At 51.8% G+C, this 22,171-nt stretch carries 25 protein-coding genes; 16 read left to right on the top strand and 9 right to left on the bottom strand.

Annotation, left to right across the window (positions count from 1 at the left end; all coding sequences use genetic code 11):
- Positions 1-221: 221 nt before the first annotated feature.
- Entirely contained in the window at positions 222-1,313 is a 1,092-nt protein-coding gene (locus tag Hfont_RS05680) for an IS1595 family transposase (protein WP_112991326.1), read from the top strand.
- Here the strand turns inward: Hfont_RS05680 and Hfont_RS05675 are convergent.
- The 6 genes from Hfont_RS05675 to Hfont_RS05650 form a co-directional block, all read right to left on the bottom strand.
- Positions 1,310-1,828, bottom strand: coding sequence for a hypothetical protein (locus tag Hfont_RS05675; protein WP_112991325.1), 519 nt, complete (start codon positions 1,826-1,828; stop codon positions 1,310-1,312). The genes Hfont_RS05680 and Hfont_RS05675 overlap by 4 nt on opposite strands.
- Positions 1,829-1,931: 103 nt before the next feature.
- Positions 1,932-2,909: a Bug family tripartite tricarboxylate transporter substrate binding protein gene (locus Hfont_RS05670; protein ID WP_112991324.1), complete on the bottom strand. Its 978-nt coding sequence runs from the start codon at positions 2,907-2,909 to the stop codon at positions 1,932-1,934.
- A gap of 176 nt (positions 2,910-3,085) precedes the next feature.
- Entirely contained in the window at positions 3,086-3,436 is a 351-nt protein-coding gene (locus Hfont_RS05665) for a DUF6572 domain-containing protein (RefSeq protein ID WP_112991323.1), read from the bottom strand.
- A gap of 97 nt (positions 3,437-3,533) precedes the next feature.
- Complete coding sequence (locus Hfont_RS05660) at positions 3,534-3,791, bottom strand: hypothetical protein (RefSeq protein WP_112991322.1); 258 nt, start codon at positions 3,789-3,791, stop codon at positions 3,534-3,536.
- A gap of 21 nt (positions 3,792-3,812) precedes the next feature.
- Positions 3,813-4,469, bottom strand: a complete 657-nt coding sequence (locus Hfont_RS05655; RefSeq protein ID WP_112991321.1) for a class I SAM-dependent methyltransferase — start codon at positions 4,467-4,469, stop codon at positions 3,813-3,815.
- A gap of 67 nt (positions 4,470-4,536) precedes the next feature.
- A complete protein-coding gene (locus Hfont_RS05650) occupies positions 4,537-5,478 on the bottom strand; it encodes a CysB family HTH-type transcriptional regulator (RefSeq protein ID WP_112991320.1) in 942 nt (313 codons plus the stop codon).
- 152 nt (positions 5,479-5,630) lie between these two features.
- Between Hfont_RS05650 and Hfont_RS05645 the strand changes: the two genes are divergently transcribed.
- From Hfont_RS05645 to cobA, 7 genes are read left to right on the top strand one after another with little or no spacing between them, the layout of a single operon-like run.
- Positions 5,631-6,404: a sulfite exporter TauE/SafE family protein gene (locus tag Hfont_RS05645; protein WP_112991319.1), complete on the top strand. Its 774-nt coding sequence runs from the start codon at positions 5,631-5,633 to the stop codon at positions 6,402-6,404.
- A 10-nt stretch (positions 6,405-6,414) separates the two neighbouring features.
- A complete protein-coding gene (locus tag Hfont_RS05640; RefSeq protein WP_112991318.1) occupies positions 6,415-8,109 on the top strand; it encodes a nitrite/sulfite reductase in 1,695 nt (564 codons plus the stop codon).
- Positions 8,102-8,668, top strand: a complete 567-nt coding sequence (locus Hfont_RS05635) for a DUF934 domain-containing protein (protein ID WP_112991317.1) — start codon at positions 8,102-8,104, stop codon at positions 8,666-8,668. The genes Hfont_RS05640 and Hfont_RS05635 overlap by 8 nt, the downstream gene beginning before the upstream one ends.
- A complete protein-coding gene (locus Hfont_RS05630; protein WP_112991316.1) occupies positions 8,665-9,399 on the top strand; it encodes a phosphoadenylyl-sulfate reductase in 735 nt (244 codons plus the stop codon). Before Hfont_RS05635 ends, Hfont_RS05630 begins: the two co-directional genes overlap by 4 nt.
- A 6-nt stretch (positions 9,400-9,405) precedes the next feature.
- A complete protein-coding gene (gene cysD / locus Hfont_RS05625; RefSeq protein WP_112991315.1) occupies positions 9,406-10,341 on the top strand; it encodes a sulfate adenylyltransferase subunit CysD in 936 nt (311 codons plus the stop codon).
- Positions 10,341-11,666: a sulfate adenylyltransferase subunit 1 gene (locus Hfont_RS05620; RefSeq protein ID WP_112991314.1), complete on the top strand. Its 1,326-nt coding sequence runs from the start codon at positions 10,341-10,343 to the stop codon at positions 11,664-11,666. Before cysD ends, Hfont_RS05620 begins: the two co-directional genes overlap by 1 nt.
- A 27-nt stretch (positions 11,667-11,693) precedes the next feature.
- The gene (gene cobA / locus Hfont_RS05615; protein WP_112991313.1) at positions 11,694-12,422 is read left to right on the top strand and encodes a uroporphyrinogen-III C-methyltransferase; all 729 of its coding nucleotides are present in this window, start codon (positions 11,694-11,696) and stop codon (positions 12,420-12,422) included.
- 78 nt (positions 12,423-12,500) lie between these two features.
- Here cobA and Hfont_RS05610 read toward each other — a convergent pair whose 3' ends face one another.
- Genes Hfont_RS05610 through lptF form a run of 3 tightly spaced genes read right to left on the bottom strand, consistent with a single transcriptional unit; the run spans position 12,501 to position 15,159 of the window.
- Positions 12,501-12,881 (bottom strand): sirohydrochlorin chelatase, encoded by a 381-nt coding sequence (locus Hfont_RS05610; protein ID WP_112991312.1) that lies wholly within the window; start codon positions 12,879-12,881, stop codon positions 12,501-12,503.
- Positions 12,882-12,883: 2 nt separating this feature from the next.
- Positions 12,884-14,032, bottom strand: a complete 1,149-nt coding sequence (gene lptG / locus Hfont_RS05605) for an LPS export ABC transporter permease LptG (RefSeq protein WP_112991311.1) — start codon at positions 14,030-14,032, stop codon at positions 12,884-12,886.
- Entirely contained in the window at positions 14,029-15,159 is a 1,131-nt protein-coding gene (lptF, locus tag Hfont_RS05600; RefSeq protein WP_112991310.1) for an LPS export ABC transporter permease LptF, read from the bottom strand. The genes lptG and lptF overlap by 4 nt, the downstream gene beginning before the upstream one ends.
- 39 nt (positions 15,160-15,198) lie before the next feature.
- Between lptF and Hfont_RS05595 the strand changes: the two genes are divergently transcribed.
- The 8 genes from Hfont_RS05595 (at position 15,199) to pal (ending at position 22,168) form a co-directional block, all read left to right on the top strand.
- Positions 15,199-16,710 (top strand): leucyl aminopeptidase, encoded by a 1,512-nt coding sequence (locus Hfont_RS05595; protein WP_112991309.1) that lies wholly within the window; start codon positions 15,199-15,201, stop codon positions 16,708-16,710.
- A 122-nt stretch (positions 16,711-16,832) separates the two neighbouring features.
- A complete protein-coding gene (locus tag Hfont_RS05590) occupies positions 16,833-17,579 on the top strand; it encodes an SDR family NAD(P)-dependent oxidoreductase (RefSeq protein WP_112991308.1) in 747 nt (248 codons plus the stop codon).
- 141 nt (positions 17,580-17,720) lie between these two features.
- Positions 17,721-18,146 carry a tol-pal system-associated acyl-CoA thioesterase gene (ybgC, locus tag Hfont_RS05585; RefSeq protein WP_112991307.1) on the top strand — a complete coding sequence of 142 codons (426 nt, stop codon included), beginning with the start codon at positions 17,721-17,723 and terminating at the stop codon, positions 18,144-18,146.
- Between the two features lie 160 nt (positions 18,147-18,306).
- Positions 18,307-18,999, top strand: coding sequence for a protein TolQ (gene tolQ, locus Hfont_RS05580; protein ID WP_112991306.1), 693 nt, complete (start codon positions 18,307-18,309; stop codon positions 18,997-18,999).
- An 11-nt stretch (positions 19,000-19,010) separates the two neighbouring features.
- The gene (locus Hfont_RS05575) at positions 19,011-19,448 is read left to right on the top strand and encodes an ExbD/TolR family protein (RefSeq protein ID WP_112991305.1); all 438 of its coding nucleotides are present in this window, start codon (positions 19,011-19,013) and stop codon (positions 19,446-19,448) included.
- A 10-nt stretch (positions 19,449-19,458) separates the two neighbouring features.
- The gene (gene tolA, locus Hfont_RS05570; protein ID WP_112991304.1) at positions 19,459-20,331 is read left to right on the top strand and encodes a cell envelope integrity protein TolA; all 873 of its coding nucleotides are present in this window, start codon (positions 19,459-19,461) and stop codon (positions 20,329-20,331) included.
- Positions 20,332-20,334: 3 nt separating this feature from the next.
- Complete coding sequence (gene tolB, locus Hfont_RS05565) at positions 20,335-21,606, top strand: Tol-Pal system beta propeller repeat protein TolB (RefSeq protein WP_112991303.1); 1,272 nt, start codon at positions 20,335-20,337, stop codon at positions 21,604-21,606.
- A 58-nt stretch (positions 21,607-21,664) separates the two neighbouring features.
- On the top strand, positions 21,665-22,168 hold the full coding sequence (gene pal / locus Hfont_RS05560) for a peptidoglycan-associated lipoprotein Pal (RefSeq protein ID WP_112991302.1): 504 nt from the start codon (positions 21,665-21,667) through the stop codon (positions 22,166-22,168).
- Positions 22,169-22,171: the final 3 nt, after the last annotated feature.

Raw genomic sequence — 22,171 nt, 5'->3', positions numbered from 1 at the left:
TTCGACCTGCCGCGTTTCGCGCCGGTAGTGAAACCAACGACCTCAGAATCTACAGTTTCCTTCCTCACGCGTTCTGCGTCAAGCCCCACATTCCTGCACGTACCTCTTTTTGTCCGATTACCGCGACAGGGTGACTTTTTGCACTCTTAAGGAAGTCCGTGCTTACCGATCAATGCGTCACGTGACACATTGAGGACGTTTAACGCCAAGAAGGAAACTATATGGCGCAGCACTTTCTATTGTCAGCAGCCTCTCGAGACTTGTGTGCATACGATATTGCAGGATGGTCTGAAGAGGATGCCTTCTGGTTCTTTGTGGAGCAAAGATGGGGTAATCGAAATACCCAAACGTGCCCTTCCTGTGGTGTTGTAGATGCTCACTATTTTCGTTCCAAACGCCTCCAATGGCGTTGCAGACATTGTGATCGTTCTTTTAGTGTGACAAGCGGCACGCCATTCGACTCAAGAAAAATGCCTTTCCGAAAAATGATGTTAGGAATTTCACTGTACTTGTCTGGGGCAAAGGGGAAGTCCGCTATTCAGTTGGCGAGGGAGATAAATGTGAATGTGAAAACTGCATTTGTCTTTATTGGGAAACTTCGAGAATGCCTACTTCGCAATCGATCAGTCGAGAAGCTTTGTGGGCAGGTGCAAATTGATGGAGGGCATTTTGGAGGAAAGCCGCGTAAGAAAAATTTTCGAAATCGACCAGATCACGCCGCGATTGCTAATAAAGTCGAAGGCATCCTTAACCCTAGTATCAAGAAGCAAGGAAAAAAACGTCATTATGCTTATAGCAAAGAAAATGTCGAAAGAAGAAAGAAACGTCGGATCGTTATGGTGCTTCGTGAAATTTATCCAGAAGAAAAACGCGGAGCCCGTCGGACTATCGTATCAATTGCGATGAGCGAGAATGAACGGGATGCCATTGAACTGGCGCATCGATATATTGATCCAGATGCATACATATGGACAGATGAAAATACTGCATATGGGCAGCTCTCGGCATGGTGGGAGCATGAAGCTGTATCACACTCAGAAATGTTTTATCGTCCGGATGGTGTAAACGAGAATCAGGCTGAGTCGTACTTTAGTCGCTTGCGCAGATGCGAGTATGGTGTCGTCCATCGCATTACACCCAAATATTTGATGGACCTATCCAACGATATGGCGTGGCGTGAGGATGTTCGCCGCTTAAGCGAGGGGGAGAAGATGAAAGAACTTTTTTCAAAAATCATGAAGAATGGCTTGTCACGTTGGTGGCGCGGCTATTTTCAAGGACATCATCGTGAAGGCGAATTTTTGATGCTTTAGGTTTTTCGTTTAGGTCTTCCAATATTCTCGATCGCATTCCAGTTTTTTAGGCGCCATCGCCCTTCAAGAGACGTCTTAGCGGTGTGCAGGCGTTCGACTTTCCCTTCTGCATATTTTGCTCTGAGAAGTTTACGAACTGCAAACCTAAGATTCATCAATTCTATTTGATCCAAGTTGGCGCCTTTTTTTGCAACTGCAGCTGTTATCTGAGTAGTAGTTAGTGCCTCATTGCCAGCGCGACTTAATGCCGCATAAATTGCTTTGGTAATAGCGCCGTGTTTGAACTTTCTAGTTGCAGTTTGAGTGCCGATGGAGGAAATGTTTTCGGGATTAATTGCAATTTCATGTAATCGGATGGTCTGGTCGATACTTTTCAGATCAGCCTTAAGCATATCGATTTCTTGTTGAGTAATTTCTACCCTCCAAAGTGCGAGCTCAGCTTTTTTGAGTTCGCCTGCTAGCCGCGCGCGCTTGGTTGCGAGCCATTTCAACGCCGAAGGAATTTTTGTAGTCATAGCCGCTAGCTTGCGGCTATGACTCAAAAAATCAAAGGGCAATTGCTACATAAGAGCGTTTACGTTACTGCACGCTGACTTTCGTCAGCCTGCTTCAACACTATCAGTCTACAGTTGCGCCGCTTTCTTTCACGACTTTTGCCCATTTCACCGATTCTTCTTTCACGAATTTAGCGAAATTTTCAGGGGTGTCGCCGACATAATCGGAACCAGTATCAGCCAGAATTTTCTGGAAGGATGGCTCTTTCATGATCTTCAAAGTTTCAGCATTGATTTTGGCGACCAATGGTTTCGGTGTGCCAGCTGGTGCGAAGAAACCGTACCAAGCGTAGGAAACCAATGTTGGGTAACCAGATTCAGCAAAAGTTGGAACATCAGGAATCAAAGGCGAACGTTTTGCGCCAGATACAGCAATCACTTTAACCTTGCCGCTTTTGATATGCGGCATGATCGCGATCATGCTGTCGAACATCACAGGTACGTGGCCGCCCAGCAAATCGGAAATCGCAGGAGCCGAACCTTTGTAAGGTACGTGTGTGATGTCCAGCTTGGTTACGCTCTTGAACAACTCACCGGTCATGTGCTGCGGCGTGCCGTTACCAGCAGATGCATAGGAGAACGTAGGTTGTGACTTGATGTAAGCAATCAATTCTTTCAGATTGTTAGCAGGCACGGATGGGCTCGCTACCAGTACCAAAGGTACGCGCAACAGATTGGTGATAGGCACCAGATCCTTGCTTGGATCGAAAGCCATTTTTTTGTACAGACTAGGATTAATCACGATCGGTGCGCTGGATGTGATCAACAGTGTGTTGCCATCTGCCGGCGCGCGCGCCACTGCTGCGCTACCGATGTTACCGCCGCCGCCACCACGATTATCAATGACGAAAGGCTGACCGAGATCTTCAGTCAGGCGTTTGGCGATAGGACGTGCCGCGATATCAGATGGGCCGCCTGGAGGCCATGGCACGACGACTGTGACCGTCGAATTAGGCCAGTTTTGTGCAAATGCACTCACTGAAAAACTGGCTGCTGCAATCGCGCAAAAGAGTACTTTGCTGACGCGGGATACTTGTCTCATGATGCAATCCTTATAAAAATTAATCACGCATCAGCTGGCGATTGAGTTGAAAAATAATCAATACAAGCTGCTGCGCGAAGGGTAAGGCGACGGATGTTACGCCTCAGAAAAAGAAGAATACCGCATCTTGCCGGATGATACTTACCGAATACTTACCAATTACTTACACGATCAATTTATTCGGCCGTGCTAATCGCATAATCGCTGCCTAATGGACCAAAGCTGAATTCATAACCGGCATCGCCGAGTACATTTTGCGCTTCTTGCAGAAACCGGTTTGCTTCTTCGTTCGGTGCATAGATAAATTGCACATGAATCGCCATATCAAAACCACGCGACGCTGGATAGGCGATATAAATTTCACTGCTCTCGACGTATTGCAAGCAGTTGTTGATCTTTGCTTGCAGTTCAGTGAGATGATCGTCATCGTCAGTCCACGGCAAGGGATCAACGATGTTCAATGTGCATAAGCCGAAGTCGCTTTCGATGATAATGCTATCGATCAGCTTGAGGCGTTCGTCTTTCATGATTTGAATGTACTCGTATTTAAATAAGTTGATGGCAGTGTAATTTTTCAGTGCATGTGCAGCACTGAGTCATACTCCGATTACTGCTTTTTCAGCCTTAACTCTTTTTAACCAGCTGCTTTTCAAAAGCAATATCGGATTTGGTCTGACGCCGCGGTTTTTGCGGACCGTATGCCTTGACGAAGGTAACAAACTCATCCAGCTGCAGGCGCTCGCACAAGACAACAGGCGCACCCTCACCCGAATTATCGACCAGATAGAACGATTCATCAGCAGTACGCACCATTGCATATGCGTCATTACCGCTGCGTTCTTTCAGCCGTTCAACAGCTGATGTAGCTCGGGTTGATCTCACGTCATGCTCCTGTTTTTCGTCTTAGCGCAAACGCGCAGTCAGCATCCAGTAATGCTCAAAATAATGGATGCGCATGTCCTTCAGCAATGGCCCCAGGCGTTTGCGCAAGGTGCTGCTGGTATAGTAATTTTTAAGAATTTCGTAACGCTCGCCATCGGGCAGGGTATGAATCTGGAAGGTGTTGCCCTCCAGATCAGTACGCGCGATCACGGTTTTTTCGGTATCGACTTGCGAATTATCTACCAACACCAGCAAGCCATCCTTGCCTATGATCTTGCGTATGCGTGCTATGACTTCAATCTGATCCTGGCGCTTCACGTGTGACCACCAGAAGCCGGCGAAACAGGCCGTGAATTCGCCTTCGACTTGTGGGTCCAACGCATCGACCACGGCAAACTCCACAATCTCTTCCGGCAATTCTCTGGCCTGCGCTTGCTCAATCAAATTGGGATTGATATCGGTCGCGAGCACGAACTCTGCATATTCGGCCAGCTCATCGGTCCAGTAGCCATCGCCACATGCAAGTTCCAGCACGCGTTCATCTGTCAGTTGATCGCGCAGCTTTTCCATGATGTCGTCAAGCGCATCCATCCCATCCGGATTCTCGACATCTTCTTCATCGAAATTATTACGCTGCGCGTAATACGCTGCCATATCGGTATTGACCGGTTTAATCATGCTTACAACTTCCTAAAATACAAAAATAAAACTTAAAAATTTGTCGAACACGCATTACAAGCTCGTACTACAGCTCGTACATGTCCTTCTCACCGTTCAACACTTGCTCAACCAGTTTGCGATTGAGTGTAGGTGTCAGCAATTCAATAAACGTGAATACATAACTGCGCAGATACGCGCCCTGCTTCAAGGCCACGCGCGACACATTCGTGCCGAACAAATGACCCGCAGGAATCGCCCGCAGATTCCTGTCACGTTCGGCATCGAAAGCCATGCCGGCAATAATGCCGACTCCCAAACCAAGTTCTACGTAGGTTTTGATCACATCCGCATCGATTGCTTCCAGCAATACATCAGGCTTCAGATTACGCAGCGTGAACGCATGGTCTATCTTGTTGCGACCGGTGAACGCACTGTCGTAAGTGATCAAAGGATAAGCGGCCAGTTCTTCCAGAGTGATCGACTTCGACTTCAACAATGGATGCTCAGGCGGTACGACGACCAGATGCTCCCATTGATAGCACGGCAGCGAAATAAGACCGTCGACGTTGGCAATCGATTCCGTCGCGATCGCCAGATCGGCCTGCCCCATCAAAACCATATCGGCGACCTGCTTCGGATTTCCTTGCAATAAAGACAAGCGAACTTTTGGAAACTTCTGCGTGAACGCCTGTACCACTTTCGGCAGCGAATAACGCGCCTGCGTGTGCGTGGTCGCGATCGTGAAGCTGCCGCTATCGTGAGCGGCGAATTCATTGCCTATGTGCTTGAGGCCGTCGATCTCTTGCATGATCACTTCGACCGCCTTCAATACTGCGCGCCCAGGTTCGGTTAAACCGCGAATACGCTTGCCGTGGCGTGAAAAAATATCCACGCCCAGCTCTTCTTCCAGTTCGATGATCGCTTTGGACACGCCAGGCTGCGACGTAAAAAGCGCCTTCGCAGCTTCAGTCAAATTGAAGTTTTGTCGAACGGCTTCGCGCACAAAGCGAAGTTGGTGGAGATTCATGCCTTCCCCTTATGTGTTTTTTCGACCGAACTCGCGTTTCAGTCGTTTTTCATCATTGCTTATATCAAAAATGCATATAAGCAAATAATTAGTAAGTAGTTTGGAATAAGGCTCAAGTTTATTACTATTCGTCCTACTTTGCGCGAGGTCTTATGTCTGTTTCTTATATCGTTTCAGGTTTTGCTGTCGGTTTGCTGGTCGGTTTGACCGGCGTAGGCGGCGGCTCCCTGATGACGCCTTTACTCACCCTGCTGTTCGGCGTGTCGCCTACAGTCGCGGTCGGAACCGATCTCGCGTTTGCTTCTGCGACCAAGGTTGCAGGCACTTTTGCGCACCGTTATCGCGGCAATGTGCACTGGAATATTGTCCGTCAATTATGCATAGGCGCCTTGCCGGCTGCGGTCTTGACCACGCTGACACTGAAATACTTTGGCGGGCTGGACAAGGAAGTCGGCCAGATTATCCGTTATTCCATCGCCGGTTCGGTCATGTTGACCGTCATTGCGCTGATGTTCAGAACGCGCTTGCAAAACTGGATGAGCGCGCATCCAAATCGTCAGATTCACGGGACAAAATTGGTAACGGCAACCATTGTTTCCGGTGCAATTCTCGGTACATTGGTTACAATCTCGTCTATTGGTGCCGGCGCAATCGGCGCCACCATACTGGTTTTGCTTTATCCACGCCTGTCGCCGGCCGAAATTGCCGGTACCGACATTGCCTACGCAGTGCCGTTGACCGCTATCGCGGCGCTCGGTCACTGGTGGCTGGGATCAATCAATTGGGAGTTGCTGGCCATGCTGTTATTGGGTTCCGTACCTGGTATCACGCTGGGATCGCTAGTCTCGAAAGCCATACCGGAAAAAGTGTTGCGCGTCTTGTTGGCCAGTGTGCTGACAACCGTTGCCGTCAAGTTAGTTTTTTAAGGAATACAAGATGTATCGCTACGATCAATACGACCATCAAATCGTCAAGGAACGTATCGCACAATACCGCGATCAGGTTCGCCGCCGCTTGTCGGACGAGCTGGCTGAAGACGAATTCCGTATCCTGCGCCTGCAAAACGGTCTGTACATGCAGCGCCATGCCTACATGTTGCGTATCGCAGTGCCTTACGGCCTGCTGTCGTCGGCACAGATGCGCATGTTCGGCAATATCGCCCGCAAGTATGACCGTGGCTATGGCCACTTCACGACACGTCAAAACATCCAGTTCAACTGGATCAATCTGGAACAAACCCCGGACATTCTGACTGAACTCGCTTCGGTCGAAATGCATGCAATCCAGACTTCGGGCAATTGCATACGCAACACGACTTCAGATGAATTGGCCGGCGTCGCCGCCGACGAAATCGTCGATCCACGTCCGTATGCAGAAATCATCCGCGAATGGAGCACCTTCCATCCGGAATTCGCCTACCTGCCACGCAAATTCAAGATCGCCATCAGCGGCGCCAAAGAAGATCGTGCGGCAACTGCCGTGCATGACATTGGCCTGCACGTAATCAAGAACGAACAGGGTGAAATCGGCTTTCGCGTGATGGTAGGCGGCGGTATGGGCCGCACGCCTATCCTCGGCAGCGAGATTTGCGCATTCCTCCCTTGGCAGCACGTGATGACGTATCTGGAAGCGATCCTGCGCGTCTATAACCAGTACGGCCGTCGCGACAATATCTACAAGGCGCGTATCAAGATTCTGGTCAAGGCCATCGGCATCGAAGAATATCGCCGTCAAGTCGAACAAGAATGGCTGGACATCAAGGATGGTCCTGGAACCGTGACGGAAGAAGAATTGAATCGCGTCGCCGCATTCTTCACTTCACCAGCGTATGAAACGCTGTCTGCTGACAATGCAGATTTCGAAGCGAAAAAAGCGGAAGACAAAGCTTTCAGCAACTGGCTCACACGCAACGTCAAGGCACACAAGGTTCCTGGCTACGCAGCTGTTGTTTTGTCGGTCAAAAAAACCGGCGTGCCACCAGGCGATGCGACTGCAGAACAACTGGATTTCATGGCTGATCTGTCTGACCGCTACAGCTTCGGCGAACTGCGCGTCACGCATGAACAAAACGTGGTGCTGGCTGACGTTAAATTGTCTGACCTGTACACAGTTTGGCAAGAAGCCAAAGCACACGGCTTGGCAACGCCGAATATCGGTTTGCTGACCGACATGATTTGCTGCCCTGGCGGCGATTTCTGCTCGCTGGCAAATGCCAAATCGATTCCAATTGCAGAAGCGATTGCAGAGCGTTTCGACAATCTCGACTTCCAGCATGACATTGGCGATATCGAATTGAATATCTCAGGTTGCATCAACGCCTGCGGTCACCATCACGTCGGCAACATTGGCATTCTTGGCGTCGATAAAGACGGCGCCGAGTGGTACCAGGTATCGATAGGTGGCGCACAAGGGAATGAAAGTTCGATCGGCAAAATTATCGGACCATCGTTCTCTGCGCATCAGATGCCAACCGTGATCGAACGCCTGCTGGAAGTCTATGTACGCGATCGCATCGAAGACGAACGCTTTATCGATACGGCGCGCCGCCTTGGCGTCGCGCCGTTCAAGGAACATGTATACGCGACACCGATCAAGGTCGCGCATGCCAAGGGAGAAGACGCATATGCTTAATATCATCAAAGACAAAGTCGTTGTCGGCGAAGACGATTGGACATTGCTGCGCCTGAAACCGACCATCGTTGAAGGTACCGAAGGCGCGGAAGCGCAAGCAGCCGAAACACCGGAAGCGGTGGTCGTTCCTGCCGGCAAAGTCATAGTGCCGCTGGCGGTATGGCAAGCGCAACGCGCGACACTGGAAGCACGCAAGGATATCGGCGTCTGGCTCGCCAGCGACGAACGTCCGGAAGCATTGAAAGACGACGCGGCTAAATTGACCATGATCGCGATCGACTTCCCTAAATTTGCAGATGGCCGCGGCTATTCGATCGCCTACAACTTGCGCGCGCGTTACGACTACACCGGCGAATTGCGTGCGGTTGGCGATGTATTGCGCGATCAACTGTTTTACATGCAACGCGTAGGCTTCAACTCGTTTGCCGTGCGTGCAGATAGGGACGTCAACGATGCACTGAAAGGCTTGAGCGATTTTTCGGAAAGCTATCAGCAATCGTGGGATAAAAAGACACCACTGTTCCGCCGTGTTGATCGTCAGGCAGTGGCATCAAAATGAACGAAGCAGATTTCGCAGCATTGGTTACGGCCACCAAGGAAACACTGCAACGTGTCGCCGATCAGTTCGCACCAGCAGTCTTCGCATCCAGTCTGGCTGCGGAAGACATGGTGCTGACTGACATGATCCTGCGCGGCAAATTGCAGGACAAGATAAGCATCTTCACGCTAGAAACCGGCCGCCTGCATGCAGAGACTCTGGCCGTACTCGACCGCATCAAGGAAACCTACGATTACGACGTCACGCCGTATCGTCCGCAACCGGAAGCCGTGGAAGCCTACATCAAGCAAAACGGCTTGAATGCGTTTTACGAAAGCGTGGAAATGCGCAAGGAATGCTGCCGCATCCGCAAGGTAGAACCGCTGAATCGCGCGCTGAAAGGCAATCGTTCGTGGATCACCGGTCAACGCCGTGCGCAATCCACGACACGCGCTGCGCTGGATGTGCAAGAGCAGGATGAAGCGCACGACATGATCAAGTTCAATCCGCTTGCGGATTGGTCGGAAGAAGATGTCTGGCATTACATCCGCAGCAACAACGTGCCATACAACACGCTGCACGATAAAGGATTTCCATCCATCGGCTGCGAACCATGCACACGCGCGATTCAACCCGGCGAAGACGTACGCGCCGGTCGCTGGTGGTGGGAAAATCCGGAATCGAAAGAATGCGGTTTGCACGTCGTCGACGGCAAACTGATCAGAATCAAACCTGTAGCAACTAACGCTTGAGATCCTATGAACACAGTAGTCGATAAATTATTTCTCGATGCCGCCAGCAATAAACATCTGGACTGGCTCGAATCGGAAGCGATCCACATCATGCGCGAAGTCGCAGCAGAATGCTCTAACCCAGCACTGCTGTTTTCGGGCGGCAAAGACTCGGTTGTGATGTTGCGCCTTGCTGAAAAAGCATTCCGTCCGGGAAAATTTCCGTTTCCGCTGGTGCACATCGACACCGGCCACAACTTCGACGAAGTCATTCAGTTCCGCGACAAGCGTGCAGCTGAACTCGGCGAACGCCTGATCGTCGGCTCGGTGGAAGACTCCATCAAACGCGGCACTGTACGCCTGCGCAATCCGCTGACAGATTCACGCAATGCAGCGCAAGCTGTGACTTTGCTGGAAACCATCGCTGAATACAAGTTCGACGCCTGCATCGGTGGCGCACGTCGCGATGAAGAAAAAGCCCGTGCCAAGGAACGCATCTTTTCCTTCCGTGATGAATTCGGCCAATGGAATCCAAAAGCACAACGCCCTGAACTCTGGGATCTGTATAACACCCGCGTACATCCGGGCGAAAACATGCGTGTGTTCCCGATCTCGAACTGGACAGAACTCGACGTCTGGCAATACATCGCGCGCGAAAAACTGGAATTGCCATCAATCTATTTCGCGCATGAACGCCAAGTCATTCCACGCAACGGCTTGCTGGTGCCACTGACACCGTTGACGCCGGCCAAAGATGGCGAAACGGTTGAAACTCAAGTCGTCCGTTTCCGTACCGTCGGCGATATTTCATGCACCTGCCCTGTGTCATCAGATGCAGACACAGTAGACGCGATCATTGCAGAAACCGCAGTCACCCAAATTACCGAGCGCGGTGCAACCCGCATGGACGATCAAACGTCTGAAGCATCGATGGAAAAACGTAAAAAAGAAGGATATTTCTGATGAGTGCCCAATTGAACGCTAACGCCGCTGAACAAAAATCGGCAGAACGCGGCTTGCTGCGCTTCATCACCGCTGGCTCCGTCGATGACGGCAAGAGCACACTGATAGGCCGCCTGCTGTTCGACAGCAAAGGTATTTTTGCCGATCAACTGGATGCGATGTCGCGCGCCAAACATAAACGCACGGTCGGCGACACCATCGATTTGTCCTTGCTGACCGACGGTCTGGAAGCAGAACGCGAACAAGGCATCACGATCGACGTTGCGTATCGCTATTTCGCGACACCAAAACGCAAGTTCATCATCGCCGACACACCGGGCCACGAACAGTACACCCGCAATATGGTGACCGGTGCATCGACTGCGGATGCCGTCATCATTTTGATCGACGTATCCAAAGTGAAGTTGGGCGACGATGGCAGTGTTGAATTGTTGATCCAGACCAAACGTCATTCGACCATTGCACATCTGCTGCAAATCGAACACGTGATCGTTGCAGTCAACAAGATGGATTTGATCAACTACGATCAAAAAATTTATGACCGTATCGTCGCGGCCTACACAGAATTTGCAAAAACGTTGGGCCTGAAAGATATTCGTCCGATTCCATTGTCGGCACTGGCAGGTGACAACGTCGTGACTCGCGGTGAAAAGCTGGATTGGTATCAAGGTCCAACCCTGATCGAATTGCTGGAATCGCTGAGCGTCTACGACGAATCGCATGACGAACCATTCCGCTTCCCGGTGCAATTAGTCGCGCGTCACAATGGTCACGAAGCAGATGACTTCCGTGGTTACATGGGACGTATCGAAGCCGGCAAAGTCAGTAAAGGCGATAAGCTGATCGTGCAGCCTAGCGGCCACACCGCAACCGTCAAGGACATTCAAACGCTGGACGGTTCGCTGGAACAAGCCGTGGTCGGTCAATCAATCACGCTGCTGCTGGAAGAGCATGTTGATATTTCACGCGGCGATATGTTGTCGGCGGCTAGCAGTCCTGCTGAATTGCTGAAAACCGTCAACGCTGATTTGTGCTGGCTATCGGAAGAACCATTGGATGTACGTCGCAAATACTGGTTGAAGCACACCACTCGTCAAGTTGCCGCACGCATCACCAAGATCGATACGCTGCTCGACATCAACACGCAGGAAAAACGTCCTGCCGATGAAGTCAAACTCAACGGCATCGCCAGCGTCACGATCAATGTGCAACAACCTTTGGCAGCTGATGCCTATGACGAAATCCGCTCGACTGGTGCTTTCATTCTGATCGATGAAGTCACGCATCAAACCGTCGCGGCCGGCATGATCCGTCTGGCGAAATAAGATTCTCGGCGAACCAAGCAGCAAAGCATGACGCAAAAAACGTACGGTAAGGTTTATTTGATAGGTGCCGGCCCCGGTGCCGTTGATTTGATCACCGTACGTGGTGCGCGCATTCTGGCGCAGGCTGATGTCGTCTTGCACGATGCCCTGGTTACGGCCGAGATGCTGGCGCTGTGTCCGCAGGCGAAAAAAATTTCCGTCGGCAAGCGCAGTGGCCAGCGTTCTACTGCACAGATTGCGATCAATCAGTTATTGATCGATTGCGCAGAAAAATACAAATTGATCGTGCGCCTCAAAGGTGGCGATCCGATGTTGTTCGGACGTGCCGATGAAGAATTGCACGCGCTAGAGTCCCACGGCATCGCAGTAGAAATCATTCCCGGCATCACCACCGCATTCGCGGCAGCCGCCGCTACGCAGCAACCGTTGACCAAGCGTGGCATCGCGCGCAGCATCGCGTTTTTCACCTCCAGCACCGCACCCAATCAACCTGATGAATTGACGTTACCTGATTGCGATACCTTGATTCAATACATGGGTGGTCGTGAAGCAATTGTCACTGCACAAAAACTACTGGAACAAGGCCGTTCACCGGCCTTGCCGGTTGTTGTCGTCGAAAACTGCAGTCTGGAAAACCAGCGCATCATGCGCATGACCTTGCATGATCTGGAACAGGGATTGGGAGATTGCGAAGGTCCGGTGCTGGTGATGATAGGCGAAGCGATGGCTGCACGTAACACGTCAAAAGCTGATTAACTCAGTAGTCTGCTTCAAGCTGGAGTCGCATTGATGACTATCAGCGAGCAGCGAGCAGCGATCAATCACAGCAAGTAACTAATCAATCGCGCCCAGGCAGTAAGTCGCCATCGCACTCAACACTTGCGGGTCTTCGCCGACTGCACCTGCGATCTTGAATGAAACGGCAGGATGAGCCGCCTTCAACTCAGCTATGATCAAAGGCAGATCCCGCATCACATGGCCACCCTGCCCGAGAAATACCGGCACGACGGTCACATCACCAACACCGGATGCCACCAGTTCAGGGACCAGCTCTGGCAAACGCGGCGACATCAATTCCAGAAACGCCAGTGCGACCGTCAGTTCAGGAGACTGCGACTGCACAATTTCCTGCAAGCGTTTGAAAGGTTCAGCCCAACGCGGATCACGTGCGCCATGAGCGAATAAAATCAAAGCGCGTTTTTGTAAAGTCGCCATGCTTAGTGTCGCTCCACCCATAACAAGGCACCGATCGCAGCCAGCAAAAATAACAAGCTAGGCAGAATTGCAGTTGCAAACGGCGGCCAGGTATTAAGCAAACCCAGATGCGAGAACAGGCTGTTAATCAGCTGAAAGCTGACACCTATCATGATGCCGGTAAAAATCTTCAGGCTCACGCCGCCGGAGCGGAAGTGCAAATAAGCGAACGGCAAGGCGAGCGCCATCATCACAAACACGGCAAACGGATAAACCACTTTTTTCCACAAGGCGATTTCATAGCGTACGGTTTCGCGATTGTTTTCCGCCAGATACCGCGTGTAATTCACCAGATCGTAAGCTGACATTTTGGCCGGATCAGAGAAACCAACCGAAAGAATTTCCGGCGTCACTTCAGATATCAGTGGCTTGCTGGCAAATTTCTTGGTCGAGATCGCGCTTGTAATATCGGTCGCGACAGTGGCACCCATCAATTGCGTTTCACCAAAGTTCGCTTCCGAGCCATCGGATAACTTCCAGGTATTGGCTCCGGTGTAGGTCGCTGTCGCCGCTGTGATCAATGCGGTCAGATGAAAATTACGATTGAATTCATAGATCTTGAGATCGACCAATTGACCGTCAGGCTGCACTGTTCGCACATTCAAAAAGCGCGAGCCGACAATTTCGCCATCAGCGCCATTCGCTCGGATCAAATCCTTGGTCCACAAACCGGAGCGAAATTCCTGCGACAAGGAACCGCCTTGATTCAGAGTTCTGATTTTTTCTGCCGTCGATGACGAAATCGGCACGATGAATTCGCCAAATACAAACGTCGTGATCGCAAATATCATACCGATTTTGATCAGCATCAGCCCGGCCATACTGGTCGACATGCTGGATGCGCGCATGATCGTGAATTCGGAACGCGCTGCAAATTGCGATAAGGTCCAAATCGTGCCAATCAAGGCGGCAATCGGCATTAATTCATACAGATAACCAGGCATGGACAAAAGCACATACAGCAAAGCATGCTGAATCTTGTAGCCGCCATGACCAACTGATTTCAACTCGGCGATCAAATCGAAGAAGCCGAACAAGGCAAGAAAGGCGATCAATACAAAGATCACCGAACGGCCGATTTCGGCCGCAAAATATTTCTGCAGGATTCTCATGGTGCCGCCCGCCGCATGAAGTAAGCGCGCTTGATCATGGACCACACGACGAGTGGATGGTAGCGACTGTTAACTTTCAGCCGCCATGAAAAGAATATGACAACCACCAGCAATGCCACCAAATGCACCGGCCACCAGGCCAGCATAAAGGAGCTGCGGCTCTGTACTACCGTCGCTTGCGCATAGCTAAGCATATTGCTGTAAAAAACGAAGAGGAATAATGCGATCAACAGATTGGCAGAACGACCGCCACGTGGATTGACGAAGCCTAGCGGAATCGCCAGCAGCATCAACAAGATACCCATCAGAGGCAAGGACACGCGCCACAGAAGTTCGCCATCATTGAAATTATTTCGCGTGCCTAACAGTTCTTGTGTCGACAAGGCACGGGCCGATGTATCGCCAACCAGCGCTGTTGATTTACTTGCCACCAAGACGCCGTAACGATCGAATTCCATCAATTGAAAATCCGACTGTGTAGGCACGCCGTCGTAACGTCGGCCCTGATGCATGACCAGGAACTTGTCGCCGGCAGAGTCGATTTCTATCGTGCCTTCCTTGGCTACCACTACGCTGGTTTTGCCATTGCGCACGCTACTGACGAAAATATTTCTAACCTTGGTCGCATCGCCTGCCACACCTTCGACGAAGAAGACGCGATTGGATGAGGACGATTCCTGGAATTTACCTGGCGAAACGCGCGCGATATCTTCGCGATTGGCATAACGTTCTTTATACACAGCGCTTTGCTGATTCGACCAAGGCGTCAGGAAAAAGCTGAGCATTGCCGTCATGAACACAATCGGCAAGCTGAACATCAGCACTGGTGCGATCCAGCGCGACAGACTCAGGCCGGAGGCAAACCACACCACCATTTCAGAATCCTGATAGCTGCGCGTAACGACCAGCAAGACCGACATGAAGCCGGCCAGATTCAGAATGATAGGTAAATAGTTGAGCGCAGAAAAGCCGATCAAGGCAATCACGTCGGCGGACGCGACTTTGCCGCCCGCAGCCTGCCCCAGGATACGAATCAACATCACAGTGATCGTAATAGTAAAAAGGGTAGTGAAGACGGCGCCAGCGGTGTTAAGCAAGTCGCGTCTAAGCGCGCGCTGAAAAATCATTGGAAGGCTATAATCGTGGATCGATAAGGAGAGCAACGCATGGACTTTAGCATAAAAGCACTGGACTCAAAAAGCACTATCGCCAGTATCAAGACCGGCTGTATCGCAGTCGCCGTATTTGAGAACAAAACCCTGTCAGCCGCTGCACAAGCCTTGAACCACAAAGGCGACATCAGTGCAGCACTGAAGTCCGGCGACATTACCGGCAAAGCTGGTTCCACCCTGCTGTTACGCGGCGTCAACGGTGTTGTCGCCGAGCGCGTCCTGCTGGTCGGCCTCGGCAAGGAAGATTCCGTCAGCGAAAAAGATTTCTCGTCGGCAGTGCAAGCCGTTGCACGCACCTTTAGTTCGCTGGGTGCCAGCGATGCCATCGTCGCCCTTCCCTTTGACGCGGTTGCATCCCGCGATACCGCATGGGCAATCCGCTGCTACGTGCAGAATGCACGCGATGCGGCCTACCGCTTCGACAGCCTGAAAAGCAAAAAAGAACCGGCACCTGTAGGCGTGAAGAAAATCTCGTTTGCAGTCGCGTCGACTTCTGCCAATCTTGCCAAAGAAGCGATCACGCAAGCCGTAGCCGTCGCAAACGGCATAGACCTGACCAAGGACCTCGGCAATCTGCCAGCCAATGTCTGCACCCCGACCTACCTCGCCAACACAGCGAAAAAAATGGCGAAGGAATTCAAACTGCAGGTTGAAGTGCTGGATCGCAAGCAATTGCAGGCGCTGAAAATGGGCAGCTTTTTGTCTGTCACCAACGGCAGCGTAGAACCACCTAAATTCATCGTCATCAAACACCTGGGCGGCAAAGCCAAGGATGCGCCTACCGTACTGGTCGGCAAGGGTATCACCTTCGATTCCGGCGGTATTTCGCTGAAGCCGGGTGCCGCCATGGATGAAATGAAATACGACATGGGCGGTGCCGCGTCTGTGCTCGGCACCATGCGCGCGATTGCCGAACTGAAGTTGAAGCTCAACGTCATCGTCGTCGTTCCAACCTGCGAAAACATGCCATCTGGCAGTGCGACCAAACCCGGCGATATCGTTACCTCGATGTCCGGTCAGACAATTGAAGTCTTGAATACAGATGCGGAAGGTCGTCTGGTTCTGTGCGATGCACTGACTTATGTAGAACGCTTCAAGCCGGCCACAGTAGTAGACGTGGCTACCTTGACCGGCGCTTGCATCACCGCACTCGGCCATCACAATTCCGGCCTGTTTACCCGCAGCGACGACGCACACGATGCACTCGCAAATGAATTGCTGGCAGCAGGCAAAGCCGCTGGCGACACAGCATGGCGCATGCCTATCGAAGACAGCTATCAAGAACAGCTGAAATCGAATTTCGCGGACATGGCGAACATTGGTGGCCCGGCTGGCGGCGCAGTCACTGCTGCCTGCTTCCTCGAACGCTATACGAAGAAATACACTTGGGCGCATCTGGATATCGCCGGCACCGCATGGAAAAGCGGCGCAGCCAAAGGCTCAACTGGCCGCCCAGTACCCTTGCTGACCAGCTTCCTGATCCAGCGTGCGCAGGCAGCGAAGTAATCAGATGATCTTGTGCGTGAGCGAAAATCATTTCGCCACGCACATTTTAATCAGCAATAGCGAAACAACCATCGTTCTACGAGCGTCTTCCTTGGCCTCGTCTTCGTTTTAAAGGACATTCCATGATCGTTTTGATCACAGGTGCAAGTTCAGGCTTCGGCGCTGAAATGGCACGAAAATTTGTGCAACAAGGTCATAAGGTGATCGCCACCGGACGCCGTACCGACAAGCTTGCCGACCTTGCGGCAGAACTGGGCACGGCTGTTTTGACGGTCGCGATGGATGTGACGGACAAGAATTCGATTGCCGCCGCCTTGGCTTCTTTGCCGAAAGAATGGCAGGAAATCGACGTCCTGATCAACAATGCCGGCCTCGCACTGGGCGTTGCACCCGCACAAAGCGCATCGCTGGAACAATGGGAAACCATGATAGAGACCAACTGCAAAGGTCTGGTCACTGTCACGCGACTGGTTTTGCCAGATATGCTCAAGCGCAATCGCGGCACCATCATCAATATCGGTTCCAGCGCTGGCGCATACGCTTATCCCGGCGCGAATGTATATGGTGCGACCAAGGCTTTCGTCGCACAATTTACACTGAATTTGCGCGCAGACTTGGTCGGTACCGGCGTGCGTGCGACTAATCTCGCACCTGGTTTGGCTGGCGGGACGGAGTTTTCGAATGTGCGTTTGAGTGATGATGCGGCTGCAGCCAAGGTGTATGAAGGTACAGTACCTTTGAGTCCGGGCGATATCGCGGATACTGCGTACTGGATCGCGACTTTGCCACCGCATGTGAATATCAATCACATCGAAATCATGCCGACCTGTCAGGGCTTTGGCCCCTTGTTCATCAAACGTAATACCTGAAATTCAAAAATTCCAGATCGAGAAACTGATTCCGCATGACAAGTAACAAGCTTGTCATGCCAAATCAATATCATCGATAATTGCGCATCCGCAGATAATCATGGCAATACCGCGCTGGTGCTGCCACTTCAAGGTCAATAGATGCCGTCAAATTTTACGTGGACTATCCGCGTCTACTATGAAGATACCGATGCTGGTGGCGTCGTGTTCTACGCGAACTACCTGAAATTCTTTGAGCGGGCGCGCACCGAATGGTTGCGTAGTGCCGGCATCAACCAGCAAATCATGACCGAAACCCACGCCGTCATGTTCGTGGTCAAGAGCACGGCGCTTGATTATCACGCCCCGGCGAAACTGGATAATGAACTGAAATTGACTGTAGTAGTCGAAAAGATGGGCCGCGCTTCGGTACAATTCGTGCAGCAGGCTTGGCGCATCAATGGCGACAGCGAAGAATTGCTGGCCACAGGACACATCAAGGTCGGTTGCGTAGATACCTTGCGTTTTCGTCCTAGCGAAATTCCGCAGGAAGTTTTGCAAGCCATCAAGACGATCGAAGCAGCGTAATAAGCGCTACGCGGTCGACGAACCGTCAATGCGCGCCGTGAATATATAGAGAAACAGTTACAGAAACACAGATAAATAGAACAGTACTGGCAAGACCAAAGCGCATAGCCCCCTGCCAGTTGCGCATACAATTGATCAAATTCGACTACACCACACTCCCATGACCGTTACTCAAGACCTTTCTTTTGTTCACCTGATCACCAACGCTTCGGTTCTTGTACAGCTCGTCATGGTGCTGCTGGTCGCCGTCTCCGCCATGAGCTGGACCTACATCTTCCGCAAGATGTTCACGATCAAGAATGCACGCAAACAGACGGAAGAATTCGAACGTGCGTTCTGGTCAGGCGGCGATTTGAATGCCTTGTACCAGGATGCAACCTCCAATCGCCGCAAAAGCAGCGGTTCGACCGGTGCACTGGAACGCATCTTCGAAGCCGGCATGAGCGAGTTCAACAAATCCCGTGCATCGCACGATCCATCGCAAGCCAGCGTACGTCTGGACGGTGCACGCCGCGCGATGCGTGCTGCTTACCAGCGCGAAATGGATGCACTTGAATCTCACCTCGCCTTCCTCGCTTCGGTCGGTTCGGTTTCACCGTATGTCGGTTTGTTCGGCACCGTGTGGGGCATCATGAATTCTTTCCGCGGTCTGGCCAACGTACAGCAGGCAACGCTGGCTGCCGTCGCGCCAGGGATTGCCGAGGCACTGATCGCGACTGCGATTGGTTTGTTCGCAGCGATTCCTGCAGTGGTTGCCTACAACCGCTACTCGCACGATATCGACAGACTGGCGATGCGCTTCGAAAGCTTTGTTGAAGAGTTCTCGAACATTCTGCAACGTCAAACGCGTTAAGGGCTGCAGCGATGTCATTCTCATCCGGAAGCATGCGCGGCGGACGCAGCAGAAAATTCAAGTCAGAGATCAATGTCGTCCCGTACATCGACGTCATGATGGTGCTGCTGGTGATCTTCATGGTGACCGCACCTATGGTCAACCCTAACGAGATCCAGTTGCCGAATGCCGCCAAATCCACACAGCCGCCGACCGAATACATCAGCATAGAATTGAAAGCCGATGCTTCGGCTACCGTCTCGGTGAAGGGAAAAAAAGGCGCAGCAGCGCCTAGCGAAACTATCGGTCGCGGCGAGCTGGGTAAAAAATTGCAGGCACTGTATGCCGACAATCCTGATATTGCAGTCATGATTGCGGCCGACAAGAACATTAAATATGACGAGGTGATTCAAGCCCTCTCCGAAGCTAAAAGACTTGGCATCAGCCGCGTAGGTCTGGCCACCAAGTGAACACCGTTTTATGACTGACAATTCACCCTACACCGTCCCGAGCGAACCTGGTCGCTGGCGTGCCATCACGCTGGCAGTGGCGGTACACGTCGCTCTCCTCGTGTTTTTCTGGATAGGCATCGATTGGCAAAATCAAACACCAGTCGCCATCAAGGCAGAAATCTGGGACATGCAGGCGAAAGAAGCCGCACCGCTGCCGCCAGAACCGGAACCAACGCCGCAACCTAAACCTGAACCAAAGCCTGTCGTCAAGGAAGAGCCGAAGGCCGAGCCCATCAAGCCAGAACCTCCTAAGGTCGATATCGCACTCGAAAAAGAAAAGAAGCGCAAAGAGCAGGAACGTAAAGACAAGCTGGCAGCAGAAGAAAAAGAGAAAAAGCTGAAGCAAAAAGCCGAGCAAGAGAAACAGGACAAACTCGACAAGCAGCTAGCCGACAAGAAAGCCGAGCAGCAAAAGAAAGCTGATGCGGACAAAAAACGCCTGCAGGATCAACGTGATGCAGAATTGAGTGATAAACGGCGTGCTGAAGAACTGCGCCGCCTGACTGGTGCAATAGGCAGCGGTGGCTCCGGCCAGGCTGCGAAATCACAAGGCAGCGGTCGTGCCGATGGCGCGTATGCCGATAAAATCCGGGCAAAAATCCGCTCAAACACAGTATTTAACGTCCCGCCTGAATTAAGCGGGAATCCTCAGGTCGAATACGATGTCGAACTGCTGCCTGACGGATCGCTGCGTGGATTGCACCTCCGCAAGTCGTCTGGCTTGCCAGGTTTCGACGAAGCCGTTAAACGTGCGATCGAACGTTCGCAACCATTTCCTCCCGATCAATCCGGCAGCGTCCCTGGCCGCTTGACCATCGTACACAAACCGAAAGATCAGTGACCCATGACAAAGACTTCTTTTTTACGCTCATTCGCGATCCTCGCCTTGTTCTTTACCAGTCTCGCTCACGCGCAATTGCGAGTGGAAATCGCCGGCGTCGGCGCTAACCAGATACCAGTCGCCATCGCCACCTTCGGCGACGAATCGCTTGCACCGCATCAGGTCAGTGCCATCATCAAGGCCGATCTGTTGCGTAGTGGTTATTTCAAGGTCATTGATACCGGCTCGGTACTGACCGAAAATTCCGCAGTCAATCTTGCCGACTGGAAATCGAAAGGTGCGGACGCATTGGTAGTCGGCAGCGTACAGCGCCTGCCTGATGGCCGTTTCGACGTGAAATATCGTTTGTTCGACACTATCAAAGGTGCGCAACTTTCTTCACTGGCATTGGCCAACCAGCCTCAGTTCATCCGCGTCTCGGCACACAAAATCGCCGATGACATCTATGAAAAACTGACCGGCATACGCGGCGTGTTTGCGACTCGCGTTGCCTACGTGACCAAGTCCGGCAAGGAATTCCGTCTGGAGATCGCCGATTCCGATGGCGAAGGCACCCAAGTCGCACTGCGCTCGAATGAACCTATCATTTCACCAGCCTGGTCGCCAGACGGTACCAAGGTCGCGTATGTGTCGTTCGAAAACAAAAAACCTGTGGTCTACATTCAAGATCTCGTCAGTCGCCAGCGTACGGTTGCCGCCAACTTCAAGGGCAGCAATTCGGCACCGTCCTGGTCGCCGGACGGCAAGCGCCTGGCAGTGGCGCTGTCCCGCGATGGCTTGACCCAGGTCTATGTCGTCAATGCTGACGGCACCAACCCGCGCCGCCTGAGCAATTCAAACGGCATCGATACCGAACCGCAATTCTCCGCTGATGGCCAGAACATTTACTTCACCAGCGACCGCAGCGGCGGCCCGCAAATCTACAAAATGAGTGCAAATGGCGGCGAAGCCCGTCGCGTGACCTTCTCCGGCGGCTACAACATCAGCCCGCGTATCTCGCCAGACGGTAAGTTTTTGGCCTATATTTCGCGCCGCGAAGGGAAATTTCAATTATTTACGCTGGATTTGAGCAATGGTCAGGAACAACGGCTGTCCGATACCGTCAAAGACGAATCGCCCAGCTTTTCGCCTAACGGCAAATATCTGATGTACGCAACCGAATCCGGTCGCCGCGGCACACTGGCGGTTGTTTCGGTTGATGGTCAGGTTAAACAACGCCTGACTACTCAAGCTGGTGATATACGTGAGCCCACATGGGGCCCGTTTATGAAATAATGCACGTCAATCAGTTTAATTAACGTTCGAACGCTTATTATCAACAAGGGAAATAAAAATGCGCACAATTACATCCGCCTTCATCTTATCGACAGCCATGCTGCTGGCAGCATGCTCGTCTACCAAACTGGACGACAAGGCACCAGTTGAAGACCGCACAGGTTCATCAGCAGATGCACGCTCGGTTGGCACCGTCAACGCGTCCAGCGATCCATTGAACGACCCACAAGGTGTATTGGCCAAGCGCAGCGTGTACTTCGACTACGACAGCTATGTCGTCAAACCTGAGTACCAGCAAGTCGTTGCTAATCACGCCAAATACCTGCAAAGCAACAAGGCTCGTAAAATCATCATCCAAGGCAATACAGATGATCGTGGCGGCGCAGAATACAATCTGGCTCTCGGTCAAAAACGTGCAGAAGCAGTGCGTAAATCCTTGTCCCTGTTAGGCGTTCCTGAAGCACAAATGGAAGCTGTCTCGCTGGGCAAAGAAAAACCAAAAGCATTGGGTAGCGATGAAGCAGCATGGGCAGAAAACCGCCGTGCCGATATCGTTTATTAATCT

The organism is Herminiimonas fonticola, assembly GCF_003293745.1.
Classification (GTDB): domain Bacteria; phylum Pseudomonadota; class Gammaproteobacteria; order Burkholderiales; family Burkholderiaceae_D; genus Oxalicibacterium; species Oxalicibacterium fonticola.
Note: the sequence above shows the minus strand (reverse complement) of the source record. Positions and strands in the feature narration are given on the sequence as shown.

Bases quoted from the DNA above. Each gene is read 5' to 3' on its own strand.
- ybgC (WP_112991307.1), top strand. From the start codon at position 17,721: ATGCCGTCAAATTTTACGTGGACTATCCGCGTCTACTATGAAGATACC.
- tolB (WP_112991303.1), top strand. From the start codon at position 20,335: ATGACAAAGACTTCTTTTTTACGCTCATTCGCGATCCTCGCCTTGTTC.
- Hfont_RS05645 (WP_112991319.1), top strand. From the start codon at position 5,631: ATGTCTGTTTCTTATATCGTTTCAGGTTTTGCTGTCGGTTTGCTGGTC.
- Hfont_RS05630 (WP_112991316.1), top strand. From the start codon at position 8,665: ATGAACGAAGCAGATTTCGCAGCATTGGTTACGGCCACCAAGGAAACA.
- pal (WP_112991302.1), top strand. From the start codon at position 21,665: ATGCGCACAATTACATCCGCCTTCATCTTATCGACAGCCATGCTGCTG.
- Hfont_RS05595 (WP_112991309.1), top strand. From the start codon at position 15,199: ATGGACTTTAGCATAAAAGCACTGGACTCAAAAAGCACTATCGCCAGT.
- Hfont_RS05620 (WP_112991314.1), top strand. From the start codon at position 10,341: ATGAGTGCCCAATTGAACGCTAACGCCGCTGAACAAAAATCGGCAGAA.
- Hfont_RS05665 (WP_112991323.1), bottom strand. From the start codon at position 3,436: ATGAAAGACGAACGCCTCAAGCTGATCGATAGCATTATCATCGAAAGC.
- tolA (WP_112991304.1), top strand. From the start codon at position 19,459: ATGACTGACAATTCACCCTACACCGTCCCGAGCGAACCTGGTCGCTGG.
- Hfont_RS05575 (WP_112991305.1), top strand. From the start codon at position 19,011: ATGTCATTCTCATCCGGAAGCATGCGCGGCGGACGCAGCAGAAAATTC.
- lptF (WP_112991310.1), bottom strand. From the start codon at position 15,159: ATGATTTTTCAGCGCGCGCTTAGACGCGACTTGCTTAACACCGCTGGC.
- Hfont_RS05635 (WP_112991317.1), top strand. From the start codon at position 8,102: ATGCTTAATATCATCAAAGACAAAGTCGTTGTCGGCGAAGACGATTGG.
- cysD (WP_112991315.1), top strand. From the start codon at position 9,406: ATGAACACAGTAGTCGATAAATTATTTCTCGATGCCGCCAGCAATAAA.
- lptG (WP_112991311.1), bottom strand. From the start codon at position 14,032: ATGAGAATCCTGCAGAAATATTTTGCGGCCGAAATCGGCCGTTCGGTG.
- Hfont_RS05590 (WP_112991308.1), top strand. From the start codon at position 16,833: ATGATCGTTTTGATCACAGGTGCAAGTTCAGGCTTCGGCGCTGAAATG.
- Hfont_RS05675 (WP_112991325.1), bottom strand. From the start codon at position 1,828: ATGACTACAAAAATTCCTTCGGCGTTGAAATGGCTCGCAACCAAGCGC.
- cobA (WP_112991313.1), top strand. From the start codon at position 11,694: ATGACGCAAAAAACGTACGGTAAGGTTTATTTGATAGGTGCCGGCCCC.
- Hfont_RS05655 (WP_112991321.1), bottom strand. From the start codon at position 4,469: ATGATTAAACCGGTCAATACCGATATGGCAGCGTATTACGCGCAGCGT.
- Hfont_RS05610 (WP_112991312.1), bottom strand. From the start codon at position 12,881: ATGGCGACTTTACAAAAACGCGCTTTGATTTTATTCGCTCATGGCGCA.
- Hfont_RS05650 (WP_112991320.1), bottom strand. From the start codon at position 5,478: ATGAATCTCCACCAACTTCGCTTTGTGCGCGAAGCCGTTCGACAAAAC.
- tolQ (WP_112991306.1), top strand. From the start codon at position 18,307: ATGACCGTTACTCAAGACCTTTCTTTTGTTCACCTGATCACCAACGCT.
- Hfont_RS05670 (WP_112991324.1), bottom strand. From the start codon at position 2,909: ATGAGACAAGTATCCCGCGTCAGCAAAGTACTCTTTTGCGCGATTGCA.
- Hfont_RS05640 (WP_112991318.1), top strand. From the start codon at position 6,415: ATGTATCGCTACGATCAATACGACCATCAAATCGTCAAGGAACGTATC.
- Hfont_RS05680 (WP_112991326.1), top strand. From the start codon at position 222: ATGGCGCAGCACTTTCTATTGTCAGCAGCCTCTCGAGACTTGTGTGCA.